The sequence below is a fragment of the Companilactobacillus sp. HBUAS59699 genome (assembly GCF_036913575.1).
Taxonomy (GTDB): domain Bacteria; phylum Bacillota; class Bacilli; order Lactobacillales; family Lactobacillaceae; genus Companilactobacillus.
Window position 1 is genome coordinate 193,579 of the sequence record NZ_JAYKTV010000001.1, and the last position, 18,070, is coordinate 211,648.

General features: G+C 37.0%; 16 protein-coding genes. 15 read left to right on the forward strand and 1 reads right to left on the reverse strand.

Translation table 11 applies throughout. The features are described 5' to 3' along the window. Positions 1 to 16 precede the first annotated feature (16 nt). From fmt to U8519_RS01090, 8 genes are all read left to right on the forward strand, one after another. The gene (gene fmt / locus U8519_RS01055) at positions 17 to 973 is read left to right on the forward strand and encodes a methionyl-tRNA formyltransferase (RefSeq protein ID WP_334328478.1); all 957 of its coding nucleotides are present in this window, start codon (positions 17 to 19) and stop codon (positions 971 to 973) included. Next, the gene (rsmB, locus tag U8519_RS01060) at positions 963 to 2,288 is read left to right on the forward strand and encodes a 16S rRNA (cytosine(967)-C(5))-methyltransferase RsmB (RefSeq protein WP_334328479.1); all 1,326 of its coding nucleotides are present in this window, start codon (positions 963 to 965) and stop codon (positions 2,286 to 2,288) included. Before fmt ends, rsmB begins: the two co-directional genes overlap by 11 nt. Before the next feature lie 19 nt (positions 2,289 to 2,307). After that, positions 2,308 to 3,051, forward strand: coding sequence for a Stp1/IreP family PP2C-type Ser/Thr phosphatase (locus U8519_RS01065; RefSeq protein ID WP_334328480.1), 744 nt, complete (start codon positions 2,308 to 2,310; stop codon positions 3,049 to 3,051). After that, positions 3,052 to 5,004, forward strand: coding sequence for a Stk1 family PASTA domain-containing Ser/Thr kinase (gene pknB / locus U8519_RS01070; RefSeq protein ID WP_334328481.1), 1,953 nt, complete (start codon positions 3,052 to 3,054; stop codon positions 5,002 to 5,004). Position 5,005: 1 nt separating this feature from the next. Beyond that, on the forward strand, positions 5,006 to 5,896 hold the full coding sequence (gene rsgA, locus U8519_RS01075) for a ribosome small subunit-dependent GTPase A (RefSeq protein ID WP_334328482.1): 891 nt from the start codon (positions 5,006 to 5,008) through the stop codon (positions 5,894 to 5,896). A gap of 23 nt (positions 5,897 to 5,919) precedes the next feature. Next, positions 5,920 to 6,588, forward strand: a complete 669-nt coding sequence (gene rpe / locus U8519_RS01080) for a ribulose-phosphate 3-epimerase (protein ID WP_334328483.1) — start codon at positions 5,920 to 5,922, stop codon at positions 6,586 to 6,588. A 1-nt stretch (position 6,589) separates the two neighbouring features. Next, positions 6,590 to 7,249, forward strand: coding sequence for a thiamine diphosphokinase (locus U8519_RS01085; protein ID WP_334328484.1), 660 nt, complete (start codon positions 6,590 to 6,592; stop codon positions 7,247 to 7,249). Positions 7,250 to 7,653: 404 nt separating this feature from the next. Continuing rightward, the gene (locus U8519_RS01090) at positions 7,654 to 7,857 is read left to right on the forward strand and encodes a hypothetical protein (RefSeq protein ID WP_334328485.1); all 204 of its coding nucleotides are present in this window, start codon (positions 7,654 to 7,656) and stop codon (positions 7,855 to 7,857) included. Positions 7,858 to 7,882: 25 nt separating this feature from the next. Here U8519_RS01090 and rpmB read toward each other — a convergent pair whose 3' ends face one another. Continuing rightward, positions 7,883 to 8,068, reverse strand: a complete 186-nt coding sequence (rpmB, locus tag U8519_RS01095) for a 50S ribosomal protein L28 (protein WP_010019437.1) — start codon at positions 8,066 to 8,068, stop codon at positions 7,883 to 7,885. A 177-nt stretch (positions 8,069 to 8,245) separates the two neighbouring features. On the opposite strand from rpmB, the gene U8519_RS01100 reads away from it, so the two are divergent. From U8519_RS01100 to smc, 7 genes are all read left to right on the forward strand, one after another. Then, a complete protein-coding gene (locus U8519_RS01100; RefSeq protein WP_025024042.1) occupies positions 8,246 to 8,614 on the forward strand; it encodes an Asp23/Gls24 family envelope stress response protein in 369 nt (122 codons plus the stop codon). Positions 8,615 to 8,680: 66 nt separating this feature from the next. Continuing rightward, on the forward strand, positions 8,681 to 10,318 hold the full coding sequence (locus U8519_RS01105) for a DAK2 domain-containing protein (RefSeq protein ID WP_334328958.1): 1,638 nt from the start codon (positions 8,681 to 8,683) through the stop codon (positions 10,316 to 10,318). A gap of 66 nt (positions 10,319 to 10,384) precedes the next feature. Then, positions 10,385 to 12,421 carry an ATP-dependent DNA helicase RecG gene (gene recG / locus U8519_RS01110; protein ID WP_334328486.1) on the forward strand — a complete coding sequence of 679 codons (2,037 nt, stop codon included), beginning with the start codon at positions 10,385 to 10,387 and terminating at the stop codon, positions 12,419 to 12,421. 29 nt (positions 12,422 to 12,450) lie between these two features. After that, entirely contained in the window at positions 12,451 to 13,464 is a 1,014-nt protein-coding gene (plsX, locus tag U8519_RS01115) for a phosphate acyltransferase PlsX (protein ID WP_334328487.1), read from the forward strand. A 13-nt stretch (positions 13,465 to 13,477) separates the two neighbouring features. After that, entirely contained in the window at positions 13,478 to 13,720 is a 243-nt protein-coding gene (acpP, locus tag U8519_RS01120) for an acyl carrier protein (protein ID WP_334328488.1), read from the forward strand. Positions 13,721 to 13,805: 85 nt separating this feature from the next. Further along, complete coding sequence (gene rnc, locus U8519_RS01125) at positions 13,806 to 14,495, forward strand: ribonuclease III (protein ID WP_334328489.1); 690 nt, start codon at positions 13,806 to 13,808, stop codon at positions 14,493 to 14,495. Between the two features lie 13 nt (positions 14,496 to 14,508). Continuing rightward, a complete protein-coding gene (smc, locus tag U8519_RS01130; RefSeq protein ID WP_334328490.1) occupies positions 14,509 to 18,069 on the forward strand; it encodes a chromosome segregation protein SMC in 3,561 nt (1,186 codons plus the stop codon). The last annotated feature ends 1 nt before the right edge of the window (position 18,070 follow it).

Below are 18,070 nucleotides of genomic sequence, written 5' to 3' on the forward strand. Positions count from 1 at the left end.
AAGTGAGGAATATTAAATGACAAATGTTATATTCTTAGGAACTCCGGACTTTGCAGCAACTGTCTTAAAGGGATTACTAAGAGAAGAATACAATGTTATAGCTGTTGTAACTCAGCCGGATAAACCAGTTGGACGTAAACAAAAACTCCAAAAGAGTCCAGTTAAAGTAATTGCTGAAGATGAAAAAATCAAACTCTTTCAGCCAGCCAAATTATCAGGTAGTCCTGAAGTTGAGGAACTTAAAGCTTTGAACGCTGATTTAATAATTACAGCAGCGTACGGTCAATTCTTACCTACAAGTTTTTTGGAATCAGCTAAAGTAGCTGCCATCAATGTTCACGGATCGTTGTTGCCTAAATATCGTGGAGGTGCACCAATTCAATATTCATTACTGAATGGTGATAAAGAAACTGGTGTAACTATTATGTATATGGTAAAAGCCATGGATGCGGGTGATATCATCAGCCAAGAAAAAATAGCTATTGAACCAACCGATGATAATGGCTCACTATTTGAAAAATTAGCTGTCGTCGGCCAAGAGTTATTGTTGGATACGATTCCTAAGATTCTTAGCGGTGATATTGATCCTATCAAACAAGATCAGGATAAGGTTGTATTTTCACCAACAATTTCGAAGGAACAAGAACAATTAGACTTTAGCCAAAGTGCTGAACAGATCTTTGATCACATCCGCGCTCTAAGCCCTGAACCAGGAGCATGGGTCATGTTCAATAATCAGAGAACTAAGTTATATAAGAGTGAGGTCGTTGATCTAACAACTGATCAAGCGGCCGGAACAATTTATGAAATAACTAAGAAAAAATTAGTGATCGTCGCTGGTGATGGTAATGGTTTGTCTATCAAGAGAATTCAACCAGCAGGTAAAAAAATTATGGATGTTGCCAATTACATTAACGGAATGGGTAAGGATCTAGAAAAAGGACAAAGAGTGGTCGAAATTAATGAAAAATAATAATCCACGTGATTTAGCCGTTGAGACATTGACGAGAGTTTTACAAAATAAAGCATATTCAAATATTGAAATAAATAATATTTTGAAAAACTCAGAATTATCAGAATCTGATTCAAGACTTATGACTAATATTGTTTACGGTGTATTGCAACATAAACTAACGTTGGAGTATCAACTGAAGCCTTATGTTGGAGGTAAAGACTTAGATCGTTGGATCCGAGTTTTGTTGATGACAGCTATTTATCAAATGCAATACTTGGATAAGGTACCAGATCATGCTGTGTTGAATGAATCGGTCAATGTTGCTAAGGGTCGTGGCAGTCAAGGAATCGGTAACCTAGTAACAGCGGTGCTGAGAAATTACCAACGACATGGTGCTCGTCCGGTACCACAGGACGATAGTGTTGAGTCAATGAGCATTCGTTATAGTACTCCTGAATGGTTAGTTGATTTATTTATTAAACAACAAGGATTGAAGAAGACTAAAGAAATTTTAAGTACTATCAATGATCCTTCACACATATCGATTCGAGTTAATACCAACAAAACTTCTGTTGAAGAATTATCAGCTAAATTGGCTGAACAAGGATTCGATATGAAGCCAAGTGAGATTTCTCCAGTTGGTTTAACTTGTCACAGTGGTAATTTAGTTGATACTGAAGAGTTTCGTGAAGGTTTGTTCACCATTCAAGATGAGAGTTCGATGCTCGTTGCACCTGCATTGGATGTTCAACCTGATGATAAAGTGCTAGATACCTGTGCAGCTCCTGGTGGAAAGACAACACATATTGCCAGTTATCTTAAATCAGGATCAGTTATGGCACTGGATATTCACAAACGCAAGACGAAGTTGATTCAAGAAAACGGGCAAAGATTAGGTTACGGCGATATAATACAGACAAGAGCTTTGGATGCACGTAAGGCTAAAGATGAATTTGATGAAGAATTCGATCGTATTTTAGTTGATGCACCATGTTCTGGATTAGGATTGATCCGTCGCAAACCAGAGTTGAAGTACTTCAGAGATCCAGACGATCTTATGAACTTACAACGTATTCAACTGTCTATTTTGGATAGTGTTACTGGTCTATTAAAAGTTGGTGGACAATTAGTATTTAGTACTTGTACATTTGATGCAGAAGAGAATGAAGATGTCGTTATGAAATTCTTGAATGCACATGATAATTATGAATTAGTTCCTGTTAAGCATGAAAAATCTCTTGATAAGAATGTAAATGACGGTGTCTTGAAGTTACTACCAAGTGATTATTTCACTGACGGATTTTTTGTAGCCGCATTTAGACGAAAAAAATAATGAGGTAAGGTTTAGAAATATGGACTATGCGTTATTAACTGATGTAGGAAAATTGCGAGAAAATAACCAAGATTATGTCAATGTTTTCAAAAATAAAAAAGGAATCGTCTTCGGTATTGTCGCTGATGGTATGGGAGGTCACCGTGGAGGTGACGTTGCTTCTGATATGGCGGTTTCTCATCTAGGACATAATTTTGAAGAGTCAGAAATCACTGACTTAGAAGATTTACGTGAATGGGTTCTAAAAGAAATAAGTAAAGAAAACGATCGCATCGTATCTGTATCGAATCAATTTGATGATTTGAACGGTATGGGCACTACTATGGTCGGTGTCTTCTTTGTAGGAACAAAAATGATGGTCGTCAACGTGGGTGATTCACGTTGTTACGTATATCATGATGATGAATTAGAACAACTAAGTGTTGATCATTCATTGGTTCATGAACTTTTAGAAACTGGTCAAATCAGCCCTGAAGAAGCTGAGAATCATCCCCAAAAAAATATCATCACGCAGACTTTGGGTGTATCGCAAACGGTACAACCAAGAGTTAAAAATTTTGATATTATTGATGATTCAATCATCTTACTGTGTACCGATGGACTTACTAATATGGTGCCAGAAGATGAAATCAAGTCTGTGCTCTCGCAAAAAATTGGATTAGAATCCAAATGCCATATTTTGATTGATAAAGCCAATCAAGCTGGTGGTCGAGATAATATCACAGCTCTACTTTTTGCCTCTGGAAATGGGGGTAAGGAGTAGATGGACAAAGGTTACCTAGTTGGTGGTCGTTATCAGATCCTAGGTACTCTTGGTGAAGGTGGAATGGCTAATGTGTATTTAGCTAATGACACCAAGCTTAATCGTAAAGTTGCAGTAAAAGCTTTAAGATATGATCTTCAAGATGATGAGTCTGTCAAAAGGAGATTTGGACGTGAAGCCAAGGCTACTAGTGGTCTCTCTAATCCCAATATTGTTAATGTCTTAGACGTTGGCAATGACAACGGGTTGCAATATATCATAATTGAATATGTTGACGGTCCTAACTTAAAAAAATACATAAAAACACATTTTCCAATTCCATATCATGAAGTTGTCGATATTATGGAGCAGATTTGTTCCGCCGTGGCAGACGCGCATGATCATGGAATCATTCATCGTGATTTAAAACCAGAAAATATTCTAGTGGATACATCGAAAGATCCGATTCAAGTGAAAGTATCGGACTTTGGTATTGCTCTAGCTTTGAGTGATCGTTCTATAACTAGAACGAATTCGTTACTTGGTTCAGTGCACTACATGTCCCCGGAACAGATTAGAGGTAAGTCTGCGACTGCCTTATCGGATATTTATGCGTTGGGAATAATTTTGTTTGAATTATTGACGCAACATGTTCCATTTACTGGAGATACGGCTGTATCAGTTGCTCTCAAGCATTCTAAAGAAGATATTCCTGACCTGAAGGCAATTGACCCTAATATTCCGCAACCGCTTGAGAATGCGGTTTTGAAAGCTACAGCAAAGGATCCAACTCAGAGATATCAATCTGTGCGTGAGATGCATGAAGACTTAAGTACTTGCCTACTTCCTGAACGTGCTCACGAAACTAAATTTGTGCCGCAACCTTTGAATGATATGGATGAAACGAAGGTTGTACCTTCGATCGATGATGAGGAAGCAGAGAGTAAACCGCTTCATAAAAAAAATAATCGTCGGCGCAATATAATTTTGGCTTCATTGATTCCTTTGGCTTTGGTTCTGTTTTTGATATTCATGGTTGTCAAAGGCAATGAAGAAACAACCGTACCGGATCTACAGAACCTGACAGTTAAACAGGCAGATGTGATGCTGAAAGGTTCTAATTTGCAGGTAGGTACGATTTCTAAAGAGAACAACGATGATGTTGAAGCAGGGCATGTTATTAAGTCCATACCAGCGAAAGGACTAAAACTTAAGAACAATGCCAAAGTCAACTTAGTATTGAGTCTAGGAGCGACGTATTACAAGATGCCACAACTAGTTGGAAAAGATTATGACGATATTTCGGATAACTTGAAGAAGCGTGGCTTTAACGTTTCGATCAAACGAGTGGCGACTAACCAATATGAATCGGGTGTAATTACTAAGCAGAGTATCAAGGCTGGCAAGAAAGTTGTTACGAAGAATAAGAAACTGACATTGACCATTGCTAAAACACCAACAGTCAAGCGAAAAGTAACCAAGGTGAGAGATCTCACTGGTTATAATCTCAAGAGTATTCAAGATTATGCTAGTGAGATCGGAGCAACATTGAATGTCAGTTATGATTATTCTGATACAATTGAAGATGGCGTTATGATCAGTCAGAATCCAACTGCTGGTAGTGTTATTGATCAAGGTGATACTTTGGCAGTGGTTATCTCTAAAGGCAAAGAACCAGAGAGTGATTCTGACGATGACAATCAAAGTGACAAGAACGATGACGATTCATCGTCGTCAAATACTAAGACAGTAACTAAAGATGTCACCATACCGTTTGATTCAAGCAACAGTAGTAATACGATCACGATTTACCTTTCAGATGCTACTCACAGCATTAACACCGTTTATAAATCAATGAGTATTACACAAGATACGACACTGACATTAGTATTTAATTTGAAGAGTGGACAAAATGGTTCTTACAACATCGAGCGTGATGGTAAGCAGATTCTGTCCGGCTCAGTAAGTGGGTAATATGAATAAAAAAGGAAGAATTATTAAGTCGATCAGTGGTTTCTATGATGTATTAGATAATGAGAGTCACGAGTTGATACGTACTAGAGCTCGAGGTAATTTTCGCAAACGTGGGATCAAACCAGTTGTTGGCGACTTCGTTAATTATGATGCTAGCGGCGATTTAGGATACATATTAGAAATATTACCAAGAACTAATAGCTTAGTTCGTCCACCGATTGCCAATGTTGATCAGGCAATCGTAGTAACATCAGCAGTCGAGCCTAATTTTTCTAGCAACTTGTTAGACAAGATTTTGGTTAATATTGAACACAATGGGATTGATCCGTTGATTTATTTGACTAAGACTGATTTGTTAGATGATGATAAATATCAAGAATTAAAATCAATTTTTGATGGATATCATCGGGCAGGATACGTAGTCTTCACGGATCGAGATGCCTATAATCAACAACAGATCGATCGTCTTGAGGAGCATTTTGCTGACAAAGTAACAGTCTTTACAGGTCAATCTGGTGCCGGTAAATCGACATTGCTTAATCACATTAATCCTGAATTAGGTTTAGCAACTGCTGCGATTTCTCAAACCCTTAATCGTGGTAAACATACAACTAGACAAGTTTCTTTGTTTGAACTTGCTAATGGTCTGGTTGCTGATACGCCAGGTTTTTCTTCGATAGAATTGATCAATATAGAGAAGGAAGAACTGCCAACGCTGTATCCAGAATTTGTTGAATACAGTGGGGAATGTCAATTCCGTGGTTGTAATCATGTGAACGAACCTGGTTGTAAGGTCAAAGAAAAAGTTGCCGATGGAACGATTATGAAAAGTCGCTATGACAATTATCTTTACTTTTTAAATGAAATAAATTCTTACAAAAAAAGATATTAAGAGAGTATAGAGGAGTGGTTTATATGACAACAAAAAAAATTGCACCATCAATTTTATCAGCAGATATTATGAATCTTGAACGTGATGTCAAGATGGCAGAAGCAGCAGGGGCTGACTTATTCCACATCGATATTATGGACGGACATTTTGTTCCTAACATGTCGTTTAGTCCTAGCGTTGTTGCAGGGATGAGACGCATTACTGACAAGCCATTGGATGTTCACTTGATGATCGATAACCCTGATGAATACATCAAACCAATCGTTGAAGCTGGTGCAGACACAGTTATGATTCATACAGAAAGCACTAAGCACATTTACCGTTCGATCGACTTGGTCAAGAGTTTAGGTGCAAAGGCTGGAGTTGTTGTTAATCCGGGAACTCCTCTAGAAAACGTTAAAGAATTATTTCCAATCATCGATCAAATTTTAGTTATGACCGTAAATCCTGGATTTGGTGGTCAAAAGTTTATTCCTGGTATGACCAAAAAAATTCAACGTCTAGATCAACTTCGTCAAACATCAGCTGATGATGATTTTGAAATTGAAGTTGACGGTGGTATCAATGATGAGACAATCGTTAAATGTGCTCAAGCAGGTGCAGATATCTTCGTTGCAGGTTCATACTTGTATAACGGACAAGACGGATTTGAGGATCGTGTTAATACCTTAAAAAAGCTAGTGGAAGACTAATATGAAGCGTGTAAATATCTTATTGGGCGGACCGAAGAGCGAGTATCCTGATGAACTTTCAAAGAGCATTAAGGCGATTTCAGGACCTTGGGTCGGAGCAGATCGAGGAAGTTTATATTTGATTGCTCACGGTGTGTTACCAGAGATTGCTATTGGTGATTTCGATTCGATCAATAAAAAAGAACAAAAATTATTAAAGGATAATGTACATGACTTCCAGAAGTATCCTCCGGAAAAAGACGATACTGATTCACAATTGTGTATCTTAGCCGCAAAAGAAAAATTTAATGCGTCAGAATATTATATCTATGGCGGTACAGGTGGTCGTATCGATCACTTCTTAGTTAATTTTTTCTTACCGTACGACAAAAGATTTTTAAGCTTTTATGACAAGCTGTATTTTAAATCTGCTACAAATACGATTAGATTCTTTAGACCTGGTAGATATACGATCTACCATGAAGAGGGTATGAAATACGTGGGCTTCGTTAATTTGGGTCCTGTGACGCACTTTAATATTCTTGATGCTAAATATAAGTTAGACGATTTTACAGCGATGCATCCTGTTAGTTGGTCCAGCAATGAATTTGTTGGGGATACGATCAATTTTGGTTTTGAGAGTGGGATAATCGCTGTGATACAGTCTAGGGATAGTAAATAGATTGTATTTAGAGCTTGTTTCTGGATTTTATTCCGCTTCCGGTCAACAGTAATTCCATCTGTAGCAGGACCAGTCTGAGCCAAAGAACGGTCTCAGACTGCGCTTTCTTGCTTTGCATAAACCCGCAAATCAAGAAAGACGTCCAGTGGTGTAAATGTGGGAAAACCGCCCACATTTACACCACTTTTGCTACTGATTCCATTACTGTTGACCTCCAACTAAATTTGTTGATTATAAAAAAAACGCATATCACGGCAATTTGGATATATATTTATCCTTTTGCTGTGATATGCGTTTTTTATTTGAGAAATATGAAATTAAATTATTACTTTACTATCGTTTAGTGAACGCCAAGTAGTAACTAATATAAAAAGGTAATGAAAATTAGCAGAGAGTGGACAACAATGGAATCCGCCGTAAAAGTGTACTTAGCGATTCATCGCTTAGTACACTGGACGTCTTGGAAGACTATAGGCTTCCAAGCGAGGTTGAAAACGGAGTTTGAAACCGGTCCACGGCAGATGGAATTGTTGTCCACTCTCAGCGGCAATCAAGCAATCAAACAGTCAAATTACCCACAAAAAAAACTAGCAAACATTATTTGCTAGTCTTTTTTAGTTAATTATATGATAATTATACTCTAGTAACTTTTCCTGATTTCAAAGCTCTAGCTGAAACCCAAACGCGTTTAGGCTTACCATCAACCATGATACGAACTTTTTGCAAGTTTGGCTTCCAAGAACGTTTTGATTGATTAAGAGCGTGAGAACGTTTGTTACCAAACACTGTCTTACGGCCTGTAATAATATCTTTTGCCATGGGACCGACCTCCTTTGGCTACATGTTTTCTTTAAAATATCACCTGACTAATTTACCATAAACTGAAAATAAAAACAACAGTTGAATAATATTGTGTCATAAATCTTTAATTCAAAATCTTGCTATGATAGAATTTTAATGTTTATGATAGTTAGATCCAAGATAGGAGGATCCCAAATGGCAGTTACAATAAAAACAAAACATGGTGAAATTGATGTATCAACTAATACCGTTTCGACGATTGTTGGCGGTGCTGCATTAGATATCTACGGAATTGTAGGTATGGCAAGCAAAAATCAACTACGTGACGGGATGAACACAATTTTAAATCGTGAAGATTTCTCACGCGGAGTGGTTATTCATCAAGAGGATGATAAGATTGCCGTTGATGTCTACATAATCGTGGGATATGGTATTAAAATATCTGAAGTAGCAAAGAATTTAAAAGAAAAAGTAAAATATAACCTAGAAACAATGCTTGGAACACCAGCTGGCACTGTTAATGTATATGTTCAAGGAATCAAAGTTCTAGATGACATTAAATAGGTATTACGCTAGTTGGAGGGGAAACTTTTGAGCAAAGAACTTATTACCAAAAATGAATTTTCCGATATGATCCGTGTGGCAGCACACAGACTTGAGAAAAACGCAAAATTTGTGAATTCACTAAACGTCTTTCCAGTACCAGATGGTGATACTGGGACGAATATGAGCTTGACCGTTCAGAGCGGTTTTAAGGCCGTAAACGAGTCAGAGAGTACACACGTGGGAACATTGGGCAAAGCGCTCGCTAAGGGCCTGCTAATGGGAGCACGTGGTAATTCAGGTGTTATTACTTCACAACTGTTCAGAGGATTTTCTAAAAGTATCGAAGCAAAAGAAACATTAACTTCAGATGATTTAGCAAAAGCCTTTGATGATGGAGTGAAAACAGCCTATAAAGCTGTTATGAAACCAGTTGAAGGTACAATTTTGACAGTTGCTCGTTTTGGTGCTGAAGCTGGAGTTAAAAAAGCTAAAGAAACTAAAGATGCGATTGAAGTAATGAGAGCCGTAGTTAAGGGTTCCAAAGTGGGACTAGAAAAAACACCATCACTACTTCCAGTTTTAAAGGAAGTCGGTGTTGTTGATTCTGGTGGCCAAGGATTAGTTTTCATTTATGAAGGCTTTCTAGAAGGTCTATCAGGTGAAGCGAGCGATGAAGCTTATACTCCTGATGAGACTGAGATGGACGAAATGATCAATGCAACACATCATCAATCAGCGCAAGGTCAGTTCAATACAGATGAGATTGAAAATGGCTATTGTACAGAAATGATGGTTGAATTAGGTCAAGATCCTACTTCTGATGAAAAATTTGATTACGACAAGTTCCGTAATTATTTAAGTGAAATCGGTGATTCATTATTAGTTGTTTCTGATGATGAAGTCGTTAAAGTTCACGTACACACTAATTATCCAAGAAAAGTTTGGGCTGCAGGTAGAAAATTCGGTGCCTTAACTAAAATCAAGATCGATAATATGAAGATTCAACATGAAACAATTGTTGAAGATGATGAAGAAACTACGCCAACATCAGCAAGCAATGAGCCAGTTGATTATGCAGTTATCGCAGTTTCATCTGGTGAAGGCTTATCTAAACTTTTCGAAAGTCTTGGTGTAACTAATATTATTAGTGGTGGTCAAACAATGAACCCGTCTACAAATGATATTGTTGATGCTATTAACAAGGCTAATGCCAAACGAGCTTTGATTTTGCCAAATAACGGAAATATTATTATGGCCGCAAAACAAGCTGCAGAGTTGGTTAATATTCCAGTAGCAATCGTTGCTTCAAAGACGATTTCTCAAGGAATGACAGCTATGCTATCGTTTAATCCAGAAGCTGAATTGGATGAAAACAAAGACAACATGGAAGATTCCTTAGACACTGTTAAGAGTGGTCAAATAACACAAGCTATTCGTGATACCGAGATCGATGGTCTGAAGATAACAACTGGACATTACATGGGAATCGTTGATGGTAAGATCTTAGTAGATGATCCTGATATTATTTCTGGTACGGAAAAAATGCTTGATAAGATGATCGACGATGACAGTGAAGTTATTACGATCCTTGTAGGACAAGATGGTAATCTTGAGGATGCCCAGAAATTTGCAGATTACTTAGATGATAAGTATGCAGATTTAGAGACAGAGATCCATCAAGGTGATCAACCAGTATATCCATACATGATCGCTGTTGAATAATTAATTTAATCAAACAAATTGAGACTGGGACTACTTCTGGTCTCTTTTTTGTATAAGGAGGGAAAAATGAATTTAAGAGAGATATCAGTTGCTGAATTACCGGGAGTAGGTCCTAAACGATTAGAAGCTATAAAATCTCTGGGAATTGATAGTATCTATGATTTATTATTTTATTTTCCCTTTCGTTATGAAGATATGGAAGTTAAATCGTTAAACGATGCTGTTGATCAAGAAAAGATCCTACTCAAGGGCGTTGTTGCCAGTGATCCGGTCGTAGCGAGATTTGGCTATAAAAAAAATCGGCTGAATGTCCGAATATTGGTCGAAAATGAATCGGTAATGGTGACATTCTTCAATCAACCCTGGTTGAAAGATAAGTTTGAAACTGGTAATGAAGTTGCTGTATACGGCAAGTGGAATGAGAATCGCCGTTCGTTAACAGGGATGAAGGTGATCGGCAGTAATCAACAAGATACGATTGATTCTGTTTATTCGGTGAATAAAAATATCCATCAAAAAACACTAGTCAATCTGATCAAAATGGCTTTTGATAAGTACCAAAATGAAATAGAGTCAATTCTGCCTCAGAATCTCCTGGATAAATATCAATTGCTAGATGATAAGGCAATTGTTAAAGGGATGCATTTTCCTAACAGTGAAGAAGAGAATGAAGCTGCCAGACGCAGTGCTAAGTTTCGGGAGTTTTTCTTATTTGAATGTGGTATCCAGAGTGTTAAAGCTAAGGATGCACAGGAAAATGATGGCTTAGTAGAAATGTACGATAAAAATTATATTGCTAAGTTTAGAGAATCATTACCGTTTAATCTTACTGATGCCCAAAGTCGTGTGGTAAATGAAATCCTGAATGATATGGAGTCAGATCACCATATGAATCGACTGTTGCAAGGGGATGTTGGTTCTGGTAAAACAATCGTTGCGGTCATTGCAATGCTCGCATCTGTGACGGCAGGTTTTCAAGCGGCAATTATGGCACCGACCGAGATATTGGCTCAACAGCACTTTGAAAAAATTGGCGGATTATTAGAGAAATGGCATATCAGAACAGCTATTTTGACTGGATCACAGACGAAAAAAGAGCATGATACGATTGCTGAAAATATTCGTGAAGGTCGGACTAATGTTATCGTTGGTACACATGCCTTGATACAAGATAGCGTGGATTTTAAGAACTTGGGACTTATCGTTATCGATGAGCAACATCGATTTGGAGTTAATCAACGTAAGGCTTTACGTGAAAAAGGCAATAATCCTGATGTCTTAGCAATGACAGCAACACCAATTCCTAGAACTTTGGCCATTACGACTTATGGTGATATGGAAGTATCACGGATCGATGAACTTCCAGCCGGACGTAAGAAAATCGAGACTTATTGGATCAGAAGTCAAAAAATTGAGCAAATGTATAAGTTTGTATCCAAGCAATTGGCTGAGCATGCGCAGGTATACGTAGTCACGCCGCTGATTTCAGAATCTGAAAAAATCGATTTAAAAAATGCTGAATTGATTTATGATAAATTCAATGAATTATATGCTCCTAAGTATCGAATCGGTATTTTACATGGCAAGATGAGCAACGACGAAAAAGAAGATATAATGAACAAATTCAGTCACCAAGAGATCGATGTATTAGTGTCAACGACGGTTATTGAAGTTGGTGTCGATGTACCTAATGCCTCTGTTATGGTAATATATGATGCTAATAGATTTGGATTATCGCAGTTACATCAGTTGCGTGGTCGAGTTGGCCGTGGTGAGAAGCAGTCGTATTGTATTTTGATTGCTGACCCTAAGAATGATGTGGCATTAGAACGAATGAAAATTTTGACATCAACCAATGATGGCTTTGTTTTGGCTGAAGAAGATCTTAAGATGCGTGGATCTGGTGATCTGCTTGGTAGCAAGCAATCGGGACTGCCGGACTTTAAGGTTGGTAATCCTATTGCTGATTTTAATATTTTGCAAACAGCCCAAATTGAAGCGGAACAAATTTTTAAGGATCCGCAGGCTATGGATAATCCAGAAAACAAAGTGTTAAAATTATTTTTGAATGATGAATTTGAACAGTTGAATAATTTCGATTAAAAATAAAAAGATTTGTGAGGAATTAATGAATGAAAATTGCAGTAGACGCCATGGGTGGAGACAATGCTCCTCAAGTTATTGTTGAGGGGATTGAAAAAGCTCGTGACGAATGGGCTGATTTAGACTTTGTATTGTACGGTGATGAAGCAAAAATCAAACAGTATTTGAAGAATAGTGATCGTATTTCTATTGTTCATACTGATGAGGAAATTCTGGGAACGGATGAACCGGTTAAGGCTATTCGTTCTAAGAAAAACTCTTCGATGGTTTTGGCTGCTAAATCAGTTAAGGCAAAAGAAGCAGATGCAATGCTCTCTTTGGGTAATACTGGAGCTTTATTGGCAGCAGGTATCTTCATTGTTGGACGTATCAAACAAGTAGAAAGACCAGCTTTGATGCCAACTCTACCAGTTACCAACTCAGCTCTAGGTGTTAATGTTTTAGACGTTGGTGCCAATGCTGAAGCTAAGCCCACATACTTGCAACAATGGGCAGTCATGGGATCGATCTATGCTCGTGATGTTAAACAAATCAAAGAACCACGAATTGGTTTGTTAAATAATGGAACGGAAGAAGATAAGGGTGATACGCTTCATAAAGAAGCCTTTAAGTTATTGTCGAATACTGAAGGTATTAACTTTATCGGTAATGTGGAATCAAACAATATCTTGAACGGTGTTGCTGACGTTATCGTTACAGATGGATTTACCGGGAATGCTGCTTTGAAGGCTACTGAAGGTACAGCAACTATTCTGTTGAAGGAAATGAAACATGCCTTGCTAAATAACGGCTTCTTTACTAAAATGGGTGCAGCTATTGTTGCCCCTTCATTAAAAGGGCTTCGTGATATGTTTGATACATCTCATGCCGGTGGAGCTGTGTTGTTAGGTTTGAAGTCACCAGTCATCAAGGCACATGGTGCAGCCGATAGTAAGACAGTTTTCTATACAGTTAAGCAGATTTATGATATGTTGCTAAACGACACGATTAACAAAGCTAATACTTACTTTGAACAAATGAACAAAAAAGATGAAGATAAATAGGGAGAATCATTAAATGTCAGAACAAGAAATTTACGATAAAATTGTTGCATTGATCGCTGATAAATTTGAAGTTGAAGCAAGTACTATCAAGAAAGAAACATCATTTACAGAAGATTTAGATGCTGATTCAATCGACTTAGTAGAATTTGTCTTGGAATTAGAAGAAGAATTCGATGCTGAGATACCAGATGAAGATGCTGAGAAGATTACAACTGTTGGTGAAGCAGTTGATTATATTAAGAGCCATCAAAAATAAGACCAATTGGTCTTATTTTTTTCGCCATTTAATTATTTACTGTAAAAGTTTAGTATAATTAAAGTTATTGGAAAGGGGACGCGTTATGCTAGATCAAAAATTTCTAGATTATTTAGAAAAGAACTATGGTATTACCTTTAACAACAAGAAGTTGATTGAGCGTGCTATGACTCATTCTTCTTTTGATAATGAACACAAAGAATTAGGAATAGGTAACTATGAACGATTGGAGTTCTTGGGGGATGCGGTTTTGGAAATCAACATCTCAAGATATCTATTTGAAAAATATCCCCAATTACCTGAAGGTAAATTAACGAGATTAAGATCGGATATTGTTAGAACTGACAGTTTTGCTAAGTTTGCTAAACAAATTAAAATTGATAAATATTTATTGATCGGTAAAGGTGAAGAAAAGCAAGGTGCTCGTCAAAGACATACTTTGTTAGAGGATATTTTTGAAGCATTCAATGGTGCACTGTACTTGGATCAAGGAAACTCAGCTGTTGAGGAATTTCTTGAAAGTGTAGTATATCCACACATCGATTCAGGTGAATTCTCTGAAGATACTGATTTTAAGACTCACTTGCAAGAGAAATTGCAACAATCAGGTGAGGTAGAAATTGATTACAAAGTAATCGATGAAGAAGGTCCAGATCACGATAAAAAATTCGAGATCGAATTGGTTGTTAACGGAGACGTTATGTCCAAGGGATTTGGATTTAGTAAGAAGCATGCAGAACAAATGGCTGCTAAGAAAGCATTAGAAGAATTATAGGAGTTTTTATTTTATGCCATTAAAATCATTAACGATCAACGGGTTTAAATCTTTTGCTGATAAGACAAAGATTGATTTTACAAGTGGAATCACCGGTATTGTAGGACCCAATGGAAGTGGAAAATCAAATATTACAGAAGCAATTCGTTGGGTAATGGGTGAGCAATCAGCTAAGAGCCTACGTGGTGACAAGATGGTGGATGTTATTTTTGCCGGAAGCGCAACACGAGCACAGATGAATCATGCGGAAGTTACATTGGAATTTGATAATTCTAATGGAGAATTGAAGTCAGATCAGACTAATATTACGATTAAGCGTAAACTGTTCAGAAATGGTGATACAGAATTTTCAATCAATAACAAGGCCTGTCGCTTAAAGGATATTACTGAAATGTTTATGGATTCGGGAATGGGAAAACAATCATTTTCGATTATTTCTCAGGGTCGAGTGGAAGAAGTATTTAACAGTAAGCCAGTCGAACGTCGCTCAATTATTGAAGAATCTGCTGGAATTGCCTTATTCAAACAGAAAAAAGCACAGGCAGAAAATCGCTTAACTGAGACAACGGATAACTTGCACCGTGTTTCTGATATTGTGTCGGAATTGTCTAAGCAAGTAGAACCACTTAAAGAACAAGCTAGTATTGCTCGTGACTATAAAGAACAGAAGAGTAAGTACGACAGCATTTACCAACAAATTTTGACCATTGAAATAAAAGATTTGTCCAAAGAAAAGCGCCAGACAGAGTCAAAACTTCGTGAAGTAAAGATGAGTCTGCAAAATATCGAACGACAAGTAAAAATCTCTAACAAGGCTGTTGCTGATAATCGTGATCAAATTAGTAAACTGGCTGAAAAAATCGATGCTAGTCAATCAGATTTGGTTAAGAAGACACAAGCTTTGGAAATTTTGAATGGACAAATTGCTGTATCGGATGAAAGAAATGGTTTCAATACAACTAATCAGACGTCACTAAATGAACAGTTAAAAAGTGTTCAGGCCGATAAAGAATTACATGAAGCAAAGTTGTCTGAATGCAATGCCAAAATTGCAGAATATAAATCACAAATAAAAGAATTTGAAGCAAAATTAAAAGAAATAACACAGTTGCAAAAGAAGACACCTGAGCAAATTCAGAATAATATCAATGATTTGCGCGATAAGTATGTTAATACTTTGCAAGAACAGGTCTCGACTGGCAATGATCAGAAATATACTCAACGTCAGTTGGATCGAATTAAAACTTCTAACGAAGAGACAGAACATCGTATGGCTGATATTGAAGACAATCTCAAAGAAGCCAATGACAAGGTAACAACTACTAGTGAGCAACTACAAAAACTAATTGACGATAATCATGATTTGATCAAGAAAAATGATGAGATCGATGAGAATATCAAAGAGGTTACAGAAACCGGAACTGCTGAAAATCAAGAATATTTGAAATTTTTGGAGAATCTTCAAGAAACTAAGGCTCGTAAAACTGTACTTGAAAATATGCAACAAGAGCATGCTGGATTTTTTGAAGGTGCTAAAAATGTTTTAAATAATCAAGCAGAAATTGGTGGAATCATTGGAGCGGTTGCTGAATTGATCAAGGTACCAAGTAAGTATCAATTGGCTATCGAAACTGTGGTAAGTAATCAGCTGCAGTCGATCGTTACAAAAGATGAATCATCAGCTAAAAAGGCGATTTCTTATTTGCGCAAACGTAACGGCGGACGTGCAACTTTCTTGCCAATCAATATTATTAAGCCTCGTACTATTTATGCGACTGATTTGAATAAGGCAGAGCAAGTGATCGGTTACGTTGGTGTTGCTAGTGATCTAGTTAAGTTTGACGATAAAGTTTCAAATATCGTGAAGAATATTTTAGGTAATCTTTTAATCGCCGAAAATATAGATGCTGCAACAAAGGTCTCAGCTGCAGTAAATAGAAAATATCGTGTAGTAACGTTAGATGGTAATGTGGTCAATGCTGGAGGTTCCATGACTGGTGGGCAGCAACGCCGAGTTAACTCAAGTATCTTAACTAGAAAAGACGAATTAACATCGTTGAATACCAAACTTTCTAAACAGGAATTACTGTTGGATCAAAAACAACAATCAGTCGTAGACCTGCGTCAAAAATTGGTTGAATTGCGTGAAGAAAAGAAGCAAATTGCTACTAAACTAGAAAGCTTCAATCAAGAAAAAGGCCAATTGAGCAGTGCACTATCAAATTATAAGAATGAATCAGATCATCTAAAAGAGCAGAGGGATGCTCTGCAATATACTGTTAATAAGAATAACCAGGAAAAAGATCAGTTACAAAAAGATCTTAATGTTCAAATTAAAAATGCTGATAATCTAAAAAAACAGGTCGTTGATATTCAAAAAGAAATTGAGGACAAGCAAAAGCTCCTAAAAGATTTTGACTCAGAACTAAGTCAAATAAACGACAATATCCAGAAGAATCAAACTAGTTTAGCGGTTGTAAAGAGTAATTATGAAAACGAAAAAACTCAACAAGAACGATTAACTAATGAGATAGCTGCTGCCAATGATCAAATCAAAGAATTAGGTATAAGATTGGATCAGCTTAATTCTGAAAAAGATCAATTAAATATGACTAATGCAGAAATCAAGTCAAAGACAGCGCAATTTGAAGCTGACATCAAACAGTTACAAGTTGATCTGGATGATTTGAAATCTCAACGAAGTGAAAAAGATGAACAGGCAGTTGTTTTAAATGATAAAGCCCAAAGAAACTTTGACCTTCAAAAGTCGGCCTCAGATGAACAAGAGAATTTGGCGATAGAAGTAACCAAATTGGCTAATAAAATTGACAGTCGTTTGGATACCTTATCTGAAGAATATCAATTAACTTATGAAGCAGCGATGAAGAACTTAAAAGAACTTGATTCTGATCCTGATACGCTCAAACGTGAGGCTAAGTTATTAAAGATGGGTATCGATGAATTAGGAACAGTCAATCTTTCAGCAATCGAAGAGTATGACAAAGTTAAGGATCGCTATGAGTTTTTGACCTCTCAACAAAATGATTTGTTGAAAGCTCGCCAACAATTATTAGATACAATGTCAGAGATGGACAATGAAGTCACAACACGTTTTAAGAAGACATTTGATGAAGTTAGTGCTGCATTTGAAACGATTTTTCCAGAAATGTTTGCTGGAGGACGTGCTAAGTTAGTACTAACTGATCCTAATAATCTGTTAGAAACAGGAATTGAAATTATTGCTCAACCACCTGGGAAAAAATTCCAACGTTTGAGTTTATTATCTGGTGGTGAAAAGGCGTTAACAGCAATTACATTGTTATTCGCTATTATTAAAGTTCATCCGGTACCATTCTGCATTTTGGATGAAGTGGAAGCATCACTTGACGATGCTAACGTTTATCGCTTCGCAAATTATTTAAATCGTTATGATGATAATACCGAATTTATTGTTATTACTCACCGTAAGGGTACAATGATGAATGTAAATCGTTTATATGGTGTCACTATGGAGGAATCTGGTGTATCCAGAATGCTGTCAGTGTCTGTTCAAGATATAAACAAAAACGCTTAAA

Bases quoted from the DNA above. Each gene is read 5' to 3' on its own strand.
- U8519_RS01085 (WP_334328484.1), top strand. From the start codon at position 6,590: ATGAAGCGTGTAAATATCTTATTGGGCGGACCGAAGAGCGAGTATCCT.
- rpmB (WP_010019437.1), bottom strand. From the start codon at position 8,068: ATGGCAAAAGATATTATTACAGGCCGTAAGACAGTGTTTGGTAACAAA.
- U8519_RS01105 (WP_334328958.1), top strand. From the start codon at position 8,681: ATGATCCGTGTGGCAGCACACAGACTTGAGAAAAACGCAAAATTTGTG.
- smc (WP_334328490.1), top strand. From the start codon at position 14,509: ATGCCATTAAAATCATTAACGATCAACGGGTTTAAATCTTTTGCTGAT.
- plsX (WP_334328487.1), top strand. From the start codon at position 12,451: ATGAAAATTGCAGTAGACGCCATGGGTGGAGACAATGCTCCTCAAGTT.
- rsgA (WP_334328482.1), top strand. From the start codon at position 5,006: ATGAATAAAAAAGGAAGAATTATTAAGTCGATCAGTGGTTTCTATGAT.
- pknB (WP_334328481.1), top strand. From the start codon at position 3,052: ATGGACAAAGGTTACCTAGTTGGTGGTCGTTATCAGATCCTAGGTACT.
- acpP (WP_334328488.1), top strand. From the start codon at position 13,478: ATGTCAGAACAAGAAATTTACGATAAAATTGTTGCATTGATCGCTGAT.
- fmt (WP_334328478.1), top strand. From the start codon at position 17: ATGACAAATGTTATATTCTTAGGAACTCCGGACTTTGCAGCAACTGTC.
- rnc (WP_334328489.1), top strand. From the start codon at position 13,806: ATGCTAGATCAAAAATTTCTAGATTATTTAGAAAAGAACTATGGTATT.
- U8519_RS01100 (WP_025024042.1), top strand. From the start codon at position 8,246: ATGGCAGTTACAATAAAAACAAAACATGGTGAAATTGATGTATCAACT.
- rpe (WP_334328483.1), top strand. From the start codon at position 5,920: ATGACAACAAAAAAAATTGCACCATCAATTTTATCAGCAGATATTATG.
- rsmB (WP_334328479.1), top strand. From the start codon at position 963: ATGAAAAATAATAATCCACGTGATTTAGCCGTTGAGACATTGACGAGA.
- U8519_RS01090 (WP_334328485.1), top strand. From the start codon at position 7,654: ATGGAATCCGCCGTAAAAGTGTACTTAGCGATTCATCGCTTAGTACAC.
- recG (WP_334328486.1), top strand. From the start codon at position 10,385: ATGAATTTAAGAGAGATATCAGTTGCTGAATTACCGGGAGTAGGTCCT.
- U8519_RS01065 (WP_334328480.1), top strand. From the start codon at position 2,308: ATGGACTATGCGTTATTAACTGATGTAGGAAAATTGCGAGAAAATAAC.